Annotated in this window: 11 protein-coding genes; 1 reads left to right on the top strand and 10 read right to left on the bottom strand. The window is 69.8% G+C overall.

Going from position 1 to position 10,574, the window contains the following annotated elements:
* The 10 genes from AC1DUQ_RS14745 to AC1DUQ_RS14700 form a co-directional block, all read right to left on the bottom strand.
* Positions 1–353, bottom strand: a 353-nt coding sequence (locus tag AC1DUQ_RS14745; protein ID WP_477074037.1) for an ATP-binding cassette domain-containing protein, incomplete at its 3' end; no start/stop codon positions are given.
* Complete coding sequence (locus tag AC1DUQ_RS14740; protein WP_477059877.1) at positions 350–1,480, bottom strand: FtsX-like permease family protein; 1,131 nt, start codon at positions 1,478–1,480, stop codon at positions 350–352. The genes AC1DUQ_RS14745 and AC1DUQ_RS14740, both read right to left, overlap by 4 nt.
* Positions 1,481–1,658: 178 nt before the next feature.
* Positions 1,659–2,297, bottom strand: a complete 639-nt coding sequence (locus AC1DUQ_RS14735; protein WP_477059876.1) for a DUF4203 domain-containing protein — start codon at positions 2,295–2,297, stop codon at positions 1,659–1,661.
* A gap of 118 nt (positions 2,298–2,415) precedes the next feature.
* Entirely contained in the window at positions 2,416–3,018 is a 603-nt protein-coding gene (locus AC1DUQ_RS14730; protein ID WP_477074036.1) for a TetR/AcrR family transcriptional regulator, read from the bottom strand.
* A 44-nt stretch (positions 3,019–3,062) separates the two neighbouring features.
* Complete coding sequence (locus AC1DUQ_RS14725) at positions 3,063–3,797, bottom strand: SDR family oxidoreductase (protein ID WP_477059874.1); 735 nt, start codon at positions 3,795–3,797, stop codon at positions 3,063–3,065.
* Positions 3,798–3,848: 51 nt separating this feature from the next.
* Positions 3,849–4,637, bottom strand: a complete 789-nt coding sequence (locus tag AC1DUQ_RS14720; RefSeq protein ID WP_477059873.1) for a strictosidine synthase — start codon at positions 4,635–4,637, stop codon at positions 3,849–3,851.
* 23 nt (positions 4,638–4,660) lie between these two features.
* The gene (locus AC1DUQ_RS14715; RefSeq protein ID WP_477074035.1) at positions 4,661–5,527 is read right to left on the bottom strand and encodes an alpha/beta fold hydrolase; all 867 of its coding nucleotides are present in this window, start codon (positions 5,525–5,527) and stop codon (positions 4,661–4,663) included.
* Positions 5,524–6,558 (bottom strand): NADP-dependent oxidoreductase, encoded by a 1,035-nt coding sequence (locus AC1DUQ_RS14710; RefSeq protein WP_477059871.1) that lies wholly within the window; start codon positions 6,556–6,558, stop codon positions 5,524–5,526. The genes AC1DUQ_RS14715 and AC1DUQ_RS14710 overlap by 4 nt, the downstream gene beginning before the upstream one ends.
* A 238-nt stretch (positions 6,559–6,796) precedes the next feature.
* Positions 6,797–8,155 (bottom strand): permease prefix domain 1-containing protein, encoded by a 1,359-nt coding sequence (locus AC1DUQ_RS14705; RefSeq protein WP_477059870.1) that lies wholly within the window; start codon positions 8,153–8,155, stop codon positions 6,797–6,799.
* Positions 8,155–8,517: a PadR family transcriptional regulator gene (locus AC1DUQ_RS14700; protein ID WP_477059869.1), complete on the bottom strand. Its 363-nt coding sequence runs from the start codon at positions 8,515–8,517 to the stop codon at positions 8,155–8,157. Before AC1DUQ_RS14700 ends, AC1DUQ_RS14705 begins: the two co-directional genes overlap by 1 nt.
* 398 nt (positions 8,518–8,915) lie before the next feature.
* On the opposite strand from AC1DUQ_RS14700, the gene AC1DUQ_RS14695 reads away from it, so the two are divergent.
* Positions 8,916–10,361, top strand: coding sequence for a hypothetical protein (locus tag AC1DUQ_RS14695; protein ID WP_477059868.1), 1,446 nt, complete (start codon positions 8,916–8,918; stop codon positions 10,359–10,361).
* Positions 10,362–10,574 lie beyond the last annotated feature (213 nt).

Here is a 10,574-nt window from a genome sequence, read left to right as displayed (position 1 = left end):
AGCCGGAGCTGGTCGAGCGCGGTCAGTGCGGGCACGAGGTTGCCGGACTGGAAGACGAAGCCGACGCGGTCGCGCCGGAACGTGGCCAGGGCGCGCGTCGACAGCGCGGTCACGTCGACGTCGTCCACGACGACCGACCCGGAGGTCGGCCGGACGAGGCCGCCGGCAACTGCGAGCAGGCTGGACTTGCCTGCGCCCGACGGGCCGACGACCGCGACCAGCTCGCCCGGCGAGACGTGCAGCTCGACCTCGTCGAGGGCGGCGACCTGCTGGTCGCCGTCACCGAACGTCAGGGTGATGCCGGCCAGGGACAGGCCGGTGCGGACGCGGGTGGGGACGGTGGTGGCGGTCATCGGTTCTCTCCGAGGGCGGTGACAGGGTCGATGGAGGCGATGCGCAGGGTCGCGACGGTCGCGCCAGCGAGCCCGAGGCCGAGCAGCAGCGCGGCGCCGCCGGCGATCGGTGCGGTCTCGAGGGCGAACGGCATGCCGGTGCCCAGCACGAGCGCACCGAGGCCGAGCCCCGCAGCGACCCCCACGGCGACGGAGGCGGCGAGCATGATCGCGGCCTGCAGGACCCCGTCGCGGAGCAGGAATCCCGTGGAGGCGCCGATCGCCCGCATCACGGCCAGCTCGCGGGTCCGCTGCACGGTCCAGAGCGTGAAGAACGCCCCGACGACGAGTGCCGAGATCGCGTAGAGGAAGACTTGGATGAGCTGCATCGTCATCAGCTCGGCGGTGTACCCCGGCGAAGAGTCGAAGGCGTCCTCGATCGTGCGGGCCGACGTCCCCGCGTCCGCGTCCGCGGCCCCGAGGTCGGGCAGCGCACCGTCGACCCCGCGCACCGCTACGGCGCTCGCCACGTCGTACGCGCCGGCGTCCGGCTCCTCGCCCGGCAGCAGGCCCGCATGGACCTCCTGCCAGGTGCGCAGCGCGAGGTAGGCGATGTCGACGTGGCCGAAGGTCCGCTGGTCGGCGGTGAAGCCCACAACCTCGAGCTCGGTGCCGAGCCGGTCGAGCGTGAGCACGTCGCCGAGCGCGACACCCTCGTCTCGGGCCGAGGCGCTCAGCACGATCTCTCCCTCGGCGGCGATCGCGCGACCCTCGGCGGCATCGGGCGCGACCCACCCGGCAGGCTCGACGCCGAACAGGGTGAGGTCCACCGGCGTCCCGTCGTCGTTCCGCGCGTTCACGATCGACGTGCCGAGCAGCTCGGCGTCGGCCACGTCGTCGCGCGCCGCCCAGCTGTCACGCTGGGCGGTCGTGACCTCGGAGCGCGTGAACGCCGAGTCGGTCTTCGTTCCTTCCGAGAACACAACCACCTGGATCGGGCTGCGCATGAGGCCGGACACGCCGTCGACCACCAGGCCGGACGACAGCCCGGACAACAGCACCATGAGGACGGCGATGAGCGCGACGACGGCGCCCATCAGGCCGAAGCGGGTGCGCGCGAAGGCAAGCTCACGCAGGGCGAGGAACACGGTGGACCTCTCGAGAGGGGACCGCGACGTTATCGACACGGTGTCGGTATCTTACCGACACCGTGTCGATTAGTTGTCGTGACGGTGCTCACGCCCTCCGCGGACCAGCCAGCAGCGTGCCCGGCGACCACTGCGCGCGTCGCGTCTGGCGATCACTCGCCCGACCGACCCCCTGAGGTCAGCGCGCCTCGGCCAACCAGGCCTCGTTGACGGTGCGGCGCACCTCGACCCGTTGCCGGGTCTGGACGATGAAGCCGATCACCGCCAGCACGAGCAGGAGCACGTACCAGCCCCAGCCGGCGTCGACCGCGCTGCTGAAGCCCCCCTCCGTGAAGTCGGCGGAGTTCAGGGTGCCCAGCAGCAGCATCAGGCCGGCGACCACGCTGATGGCGCCCGCGAGGGAGCTGGCCACCGCGAGGACGACCATCGGCATGTTCCCGACGACCGCCAGCAGTCCGAAGAGCGCGCCGATGGCCACGCCCACGAGAACCGCGACCCAGCTCCAGTCGATCCCCAGGGCGACGACGAGGCCCGCACCGATCGCGTAGCCGAACGCCGCCATCGCGAGGATCACGGCCACCGCGTAGTAGAGGTAGGCGAGCAGGGCGAAGATCACGGCGAAGACGAACCCCGAGACCCAGCCGAGTGCCGTGCCGAGGAAGCTCTCGTCCGCGAGCTCGGCAAAGAGGCCTGCGCCGAAGGCGAACCCGGCGAAGAAGCCCCAGATCGGGAGCACGAGCCGCAGCACGAACTGCCCCGCGAACAGCATGGCGCCCCCGGCGACGATCGCCAGGATGCCCAACAGGATGTCTGCCATGTCTGCAATGTAGGACTCGCCGCCCCCGATCCGTGGGAAAACGCGGACAAACCGTCGCGTCGATCCCACCGAGGGCGCCACACGCGAGAAGTGGAGCCGCCCTCGCAGGAGCGCGGCGTCACTCCGGCAGGAGTGCCCGCACCTGGTCTCGGATCTCCTGGACGACGTGGTCGACGGGGTTGGGGGCGTTGATCGTCGMGGCCATGCTGATGAACATGATGGCGGAGACGATGTGCGCGCGTGCCGCGGCGTCCTTCGCGCTGGTGATCCCGTCCCGCCGCAGGACGGCGGCGATCGCGTCCTCGGTCTGCACGGTCAGGTCGAGAGCGTCGCGGTGGTGGGGTTCGGCGGGGTCGCCGAAGACGATCTCCCGCAGGTAGGTCCGCCCGTTGCCGACGTGCTTGCGATTGCACTCCACGACCGGGCGGACGATCGCCATCACGGCGTCGAGGGTGCCCGTGATCGCCTCGGCCGCCGACCTGCCCCGTGCGAGCGCGTCAGCGTAGGTGGAGTTCTGCACGAGCAGGAGCAGCTCCGCCTTGGACTTGGCATAGAGGAACAGCGTTCCTGCCCCGATATCGGCTTTGTCGGCGATCTCCTGGGTCGTGACCTCGTCGACGCCGCGCTCGGTGAAGAGCGCACTGGCGGCGGCGGTGATGCGGTCGAGCTTCTCCTGCTTGTTCCGCTCGCGCCGACCGGGCGACGTGGAAGCGAGGGGCATGGTTGCCGACCTTCGTTGCTGAGTGGGCTCGGATCTGCCGGCGCTCATTCTTCCACGGCAACCAGTGGCACCCTCATGTCACGGAGCTCCGGGTAGAGCATCTCGACCGGACCACTCAGAGCCGCCTTGACCTGGGCAGTCAGCTCATCTCCGATGACCTCGTACTCATCGGCTTCGACGGCGTCGTAGACCTTGGTGACGAGGTCGGCCGGCGCCATCTTGGGCCCGTCCGCGTGCGCTGCCATCCGGGTCTCGACGTAGCCCATGTGCACCCCCGTCACATGGACGCCGCGGGGCGCGAGCTCCAGACGCAGAGAGTTGGTGGCCGACCAGAGGGCAGCCTTGGCAGCGCTGTAGATGCCGCCGAACCCGAACCAGCTGGCGACGGAGTGCACGTCGACGAGGATCGACCGCCGGTTGGCGGCGAGGACCGGCGCGAAGGCTCGGGCGAGGAAGACGGGCCCGAAGAAGTTGACCTCCATGTTGGCCCGGATGTCCGCCTCGGTGACCTGCAACAGGCTCGCGCTCGGGGGGTTCGCCCCCGCGTTGTTGATGAGCGCGGTGATGTCGGGTGCGGCGGCTACGGCGGCGTCGATGGACTCGGCGTCGGTCACGTCGAGCGTGAGCGGGACGATCCGATCGTCGTCCCACGTGTGGGGTGCGCGGGCGGTGGCGTAGACCTTCACGGCGCCGCGGGCGAGAGCCTGGTGCACGAAGTGGGTTCCGATGCCGCCGTTCGCCCCGGTGACCAGGACGACTGCTCCATTGAGGGAGGGCATGCTTGCGTTCCTTCTGTCGGTGGATCACCGGCCGCAGGTCGGCCGATGCTGTTATCGCTGGTAGTGCGAGAGCCGCTCGCCGTCCTTCACGTAGGTCAGCGTGTCGGTGACGTCGTAGGCGTGGACGGCGGAGGCGAACGGTGCCAAGGCGTCTGACAGGCTCGCGACCTCGGGGGCCTCGAAGAAGGCCGCGCGCGCTGCCGGATCCGCGAAGCCCAGGATGAAGGAGGCGTGGAACCGCTGGTCCGCCGGGTTGTCGTGGGCGACGTCCGGGGTGTCCCAGAGCTTCTCGTTCCAGTGCATGAAGACCTGGGTGCGCAGCTCCCTCAGCACGCCCATGCCTGCGACCGTGCCGGCAAGCACGTCGAGGTGCCTGCGGAACGCGTGCGTGCGGACTCCGTCCCTTCGCCTCAGGTAGACCAGGGCTCGGGCACCCGCCTTCTCGCCGTGCACGCCGACGTCGTACCAGCGCGCCGAGTACGGAGGTCCGGCGTAGAGCAGGGTGCGCCTGAAGACGTTCACCTCGTCCTTGTACGCAAGGCGGGTCTGCTTGCGGCCCCGCAGCGGCGACAGGACGGACCCGAACGTCACCTCGGCGACCCCGTCGATCCGCCGGTCTGCTGGGATGGCGGTCTCGACGCCACGGGTGGCAGGCCACAGCCCGGGGTTGTGCTCCGCGAGATGGATCTGGCGGTACTCCTCGAAGCCGGGCGTGGCGGTGATGATCGTGGAATGGGGACCACGCCAGTAGTCCATGCCCGTCTGCCGTGGTTGGTCGGTGCGCATCCACAGCGGGATCGATGAGACGAGCGGCTTCCTCGCGTAGGGCTTCGCAGTCATGTCGGTGCCTCCATCCGGAGCGATCAGCGGGCGAGGAACTCGACCGCGATGGGAGCGAACTCCTGGTGGAACTGGAAGATGCCGCCGTGCCCGGAGTCCGGGTAGATGACCAGTTCCGAGCCCGTGATGCGGCGGTGCAGGTCCTCGGAGAGGGCCGACGGCACCATCCGGTCGTTGTCACCGTTGGCGATCAGGGTGGGTTGCGTGAGCGTCGACAGGTCAGCCGGGGCTGAGCGCCCGAACTCCTGGATCGCCTTGAGCTGGGTCCGGAACGCGCGCACGGAGATGTCCGCGTCGCGGTCGACGGTGCGCTCCTTCAGGCGCTGCACGAAGGCGCGAGCAGCGGGCTTGCCGGTGGCGTTGCGGTGGAAGAAGAGGAACTCCTTGGGGTCCGACCGGGTCAGCGTCGCTCGCAGGATGTCCCAGAAGGTGACGCCGACGACCTTGTCGATGCCTGCGCCGCCCCGGGGCCCGGTGCCGGTCAGGACGAGCCTGCGGACCAGCGCGGGGTGCTTGACCACGAGGTCCTGCGYGACGAACCCGCCCAGGGAGAAGGCGAAGACGTCGATCGTGTCGAAGCCGAGGGCCCTGATGAAGGTGTAGGCGTCGTCGGCCATCGCCCCGACGCTCTTGGGGACGTGGCCGCTGGAGGCCCCGACGCCGCGGTTGTCGAACGCGATGACGTGGCGCCCGGCCGAGATCGGGTCGACGATTCGCGGGTCCCAGTTGTCCAGGGTCGCACCGAGGTGCACGAAGAAGACGACCGGGATCCCGCCCTTCGGTCCCAGCTCCCGGTAGGCGTACGTGACGCCGTCGGCGGTGATGGTGCGGGTCGGCGCTTGGGCGTACGAGGTRATGACAGGTTCGGTCGAGGTGCGGTTGTCCTTCACGATGCTCTCCGGTGGTCGGGCTGCGACGGGGCCCGTCCGACCCCGGTGAGGACGGTCTTGCCGCGGATGCCGCCCTTGCCGAGCGACTGAACTGCTTCCGCGGTCTGGTCGAAGTCGACGACGCGTCCGACGACGGGCCGCAGCGCGCCGCTCTCGACGAGTGCGGTGATCTGGCGGAGCTGGTCCCCGCTGGCGCGCATGAAGAGGAACTCGTACGTCACACGCAGCTTCTTCGCCTGCCGCCGGATCTTGCTGCTGAGCACTGCGATGGCCGAGCGCAGCACCGGGTTCATCCCGATCGCCCGGGCGAACGCGGGGTCGGGCGGTCCGGCGATGCCGATCGCCGTGCCGCCGGGGCGCAGCACACGCAGAGACTTCTCGAGGTTCTTGCCTCCGAGGCTGTCCAGCACCAGGTCGTACCCGTCCAGGAGCTGTTCGAAGTCCTGGTTGCGGTAGTCGATGACGATGTCGGCGCCGAGCTCGCGGACGAAGTCGACGTCGCCGGCGCTCACCGTGGTCGCCACGGTGGCGCCGAGGTGCTTGGCGAGYTGGATCGCGATGGTCCCGACGCCACCGGCGCCCGCGTGGATCAGGACTCGCTGGCCGGGCTGCACGTTGCCCTTCTCGACGAGCGCCTGCCATGCGGTCAGGGCCACCAGCGGCAGCGAACCCGCCTCCTCGACGGTGGCCGTCGCCGGCGCGAGCGCCAGGTCCGCCTCCGCGACCGCGATGCGCTCCGCGAACGTACCGATGCGGTCCTTGTCGGGCCGGGCATACACCTGGTCGCCGAGAACGAACCCCCGCACCTGGGCACCGACGCCGATCACGGTCCCGGCGACGTCGTTCCCCACGACCTGCGGCAGCTCGTACCGGAGGAACGACTTGAACTCCCCTGCGCGGATCTTCTCGTCGAGCACGTTCAGCCCGGCGGCCTGCACCTGGACGAGCACGTCGTGCTCCCCCACCACGGGCTCGGGGACATCCGCTTCGTGCAGCGGTCCCTGGTACTTGCTGACGACGAACGCTCGCATGGGTGACTTTCCTTCGTGCATGGGTGGGCAATACCGAGTGGACTCAATTATGAGCGTCCTCAGGTCCGTAGTCAACAGATGCCCGCGCGAGCTCGGTACATGCCGACGCCTCCGAGCAGCCGGACGTGGGTCAACGACGACCCGGCCAACCCAGGCCAACCCGCCGGATGAAGCGGGAACGACGAAAGGTCGCGGGGCCTTCATGTCGGTGCCTGTGCGGGGAGTCCCGGACGGCGAGTCAGGCGAAGTCGAACAGCGGCGGGAACACGATCACGACGACCGCGGCCCAGGCTGCGTAGACCGGCAGGTACCGCGTCTGCCAGCGCTCGAGCGCCGAGAACGTGCCGTGACCACGCAGGAACCGGCCGCTCCGCCACGCCGAGACCCCGAGGTGCACGAGCAGCAGCAGGTTGAGACCGAGCGCGGCGATCTTGTTGGGGCTCGTGCCGAACTCCGCGATCCGCGTGAGCATCGCGGTCAGCATCACGGCGTCGACCGCGAGGGCCACCCCCACCAGGACGAGCTGGAGCCAGTCGGCGAGCGCGGGCGGCGCGAGCGGGTCGCGGGCCGAGATCGAGTAGAGGAGCAGCGCCAGGACCAGCACGAGGATCGCGTCCATCAGGATGAGCAGGTCGCGGTCCACCTCGACGAGTCCCCCGGAGGCGATCAGCGCCACCAGGACGGCCACGAGCATGACGATGGTCAGCGGCGTGAAGATCCGGGTCAGCACAGGGGCGATGTTCTCGACGACGTCCTGCTTGGCCTCGACGAGCCAGGCGGCGACGATGAGCGCGCCCGGGACGGCGAACGGCATCACCCACTCCGTGATCACCGGGCCGGGGTCGACGCCGACGAGCTGGAGCACCCCGGCGGTGAGGCCCAGGAGGACTCCGCCACCCAGCGCGAGCAGCGTGTAGTAGATCGCGAGCTCGCCCGTGAACCGCACGAAGTCCATCCGCCGGCCGTCCGAGCGCCACGACTCGGCGACGTACGCGAGCCCCACCAGCAGCCACAGGACGACGGGGGCGTGGATGATCGCCAGCACCTCGGTCGACCCCTCGGGGATGAACGGGTACACGTTGAGCACGACGGCGAGCACGACGAACGGCACGGCGATCGCCGCCACGGTCCGCACGCCGACCTGGCGCTTCCACCCGAGGTACGCGGCGAGGAACGGGACCACGAGCAGGCCGATGTTGCGAGCGAGCGCGAGCTCGTCGTCGAACCAGGCGACACCCGCACGCACCGCGACGCCCGCACCGACCGCGAGCGCGAGCACGACCGCGAGCTCCCGCCACCGCGGCGCCGGCGCGCCTGTGGTGCCGAGGGTGCTGTCGGGGACCAGCGCAAGCTGCTTCCACAGCCGGTCCGAGTGCTCACGGGCGTACTCGCGGGAGACGACGTCCAGGTTGCCGAGGCGCTTGATCGCGACGAGGAACGCCTCGTCGTCGTCGAGCCCGGTCGCACGCAGGTCGGCCACCTGACCCCGCAGGTGGTCCTCGAGCTCGTCGACGTCGGCCGACGAGATGACCTGACGTCGGTGCACGTAGCCGCGCCACCTGTCGATCTGGGCCTCGAGCTGGTCGTCGTGCGCCATCACGCCCACACCTCCACGACGGTGGCGGGCCGCGGCGCCGACTCCCAGACCTGCCGGAGCGCGTCCGCGACCACGTTCCACTGTGCCTGCCGCTCGGCGAGCGCCGCCCGGCCGGTCGGGGTGATCGCGTAGTGCTTGCGGCGTCGGCCCGCCTCGGACGTACCCCAGGACGACGAGACGTGGCCGAGCCGTTCGAGCCGGTGCAGCAGCGGGTAGAGCATGCCGTCCGTCCACTGCATCCGACCGCCGGAGAGCTCGCCGACGCGTTTGAGGATCGCGTACCCGTAGAGGTCGCCTTCCGCCAGGATCCCGAGCACGAGCGGAGTCGCCGAGGCGGCGACCAGGTCCTTGTCGATGCGCACGACGACGGCTCCTCTACCTTGATGTGCTAGGTATGTAACCCTAGCGGCTCTAGGTATGACGACGAGACACCGGTCTGCCTTCCCGCTCGGCCAAGATGCACTGTTCACGGTCCGAGTGGCGACCACGAGCGGCCGTGCGATGCGCCGTCAGAGCAGTCTGGACGAGGTGTGGCGCGCGACTCTCGAGGCTGTCGTGGCCGACACCGACGGTGCGGACGTGCGGCGTTCGCAGGGCTTGCGGGCAGGAGGCGGTACGTGCGGAGCCGCAACGACCGACCTCGTGACCGTTCTGGGGCAGACCGAATCGCCGCAAGTCCCCTGCACGACTCGGCCCCCAGCCGGTTGTTCTGAGCGCCGTCTCCAGGTGAGCCGAGCTTCTCGAGCGGATCGTGCGAGCCGTGAAGCGGGGGCTGGTTTCTGCCGATGAACCAAGCATGACGACGCCGGTACCTCTGGAAGCACATGAGCGGACATCAGTACCGGCGGTTGCCGAGGAGCAGGCGACGGCCGACGTCGTAGCCGTGACGGTGGAGGCGGAGCTGGACGACGAGGACGCCGCACGTGAGATCGCAAAGGCGGTCAGCGCTCGCCACTCCATCGCTCGCAAGTACGTCATCCGTGTCCGTCGCCGGCATCCGGACGCGACGCCCGCCGAGGTGATCCAGATGCTCGAGCGGCACTACGGCACGTCAATCAGCACCGCGGGTGCCGTCATCGCCGCCGGCGCAATCGCGGCGGACATCGGCATCGCGTTGATCCCAGGTGTCGGGGCAGCGGCAGCCGGCGCCAAGAGTGCGGGCCAGCAGGCCGCCAAGAAGGCGGGCAAGGAAGCCACGAAGGTGGCGGCGAAGACCGCTGCGAAGGCGGCCGCGAAGAACGTGGCTCTGGGTGTGACCAAGAGCGGTGCTCAGCGAGTCGCGGCGATGTTGCCTGCGGGCGACGAGCAGCTGCAGTTCGAGCTCACTGCGATCTTCGGTCTCGCCATCGCCGATATCCACGGGATGGAGCTCGACCAGGACCAGGCTCATGCCCTCGTGTACGGCTTGTCGAACAGTCGCGTCAGCCAGCAGCAGATCGCGACCATGGCGGCAGACGTCGCGAGCGCCTCGTCAGAGGGCGTCGTCGGCGTCGGGCAGCGGATCGCTGCTGGCCGTGGGGACTGGTCGCACTGGGCGAGCACGCTCGCAGACACGCTGCCCGCGGGAGGGGCGCAGAGTCTTGTCCGGACCATTCAGACGGGCCAGCTCGACACCGTCCGCGAGTCCCTAGGCGGGAAGCAGCAGGCGGCGATCGAATACGGCGTCGGGGCACTGACGGGAGGAGTCACCCGCTTCGTGTTCGGTCGCGACGTCATCAACGCATCACGAACCGCGTTCGCCGCCGCACCCGACGCGTTCCCCGCACATCTGGCGATCCCGGTGAAGGTCAAGGCCGACGCGGACGATCTCGAGTCCGAGACCAACCGCGCTCTGGCAGCGTTGGAAGACGCGGCGACGGCGACCGGGAACTGGATCTCAGGCACCGCCAGAACGGCAGGAACCGGCGTCGCGACGAGCGCCGTCGCAATGGGCACCAGCATGGCTGGCGCCGCCAGCACGGCGTCGCGACAGTTCCGGAGCGTGGACCTCGACGGAGACGGGATCCCGGATGAGCCCCAGGCACTCACCGCGGTCAAGGGCGTCGGTGGGGCAATAGCCGGCTCGGCCGGCGCGGTGGGCGTGAGCGTCGCGGGACTCTTCAGGTCGAGGAAGCGGTCGGGACGCGGTGACGCCAGCGGTCTGGTTGCAGTTCAGCGACCGGGCGAGAGTGAGGACGGCGCAGTCGTTGCGGACCAGCTCGCCTAGTCCCATCGCAACTTGCTAGGCAGTGCCGCCCGTGGGGTCCATCTGCGCCTGCAACGCGTTGGACGCCGAGGAACAGCCCTCCAATCGGCCYGCCCGTGCACCGCTGCGCCGCGCACCGAGTCCAAGATTGGGACCACGGGCAGCCTCAAAGGGCGCAGGCCCGGGCATGTCGAAGGCCCCGCGCCAGCGATGTCGCTGGTCACGGGGCCTTCG

It is taken from the genome of Cellulomonas sp. P4_B5_2 (assembly GCF_056402235.1).
Note: the sequence above shows the minus strand (reverse complement) of the source record. Positions and strands in the feature narration are given on the sequence as shown.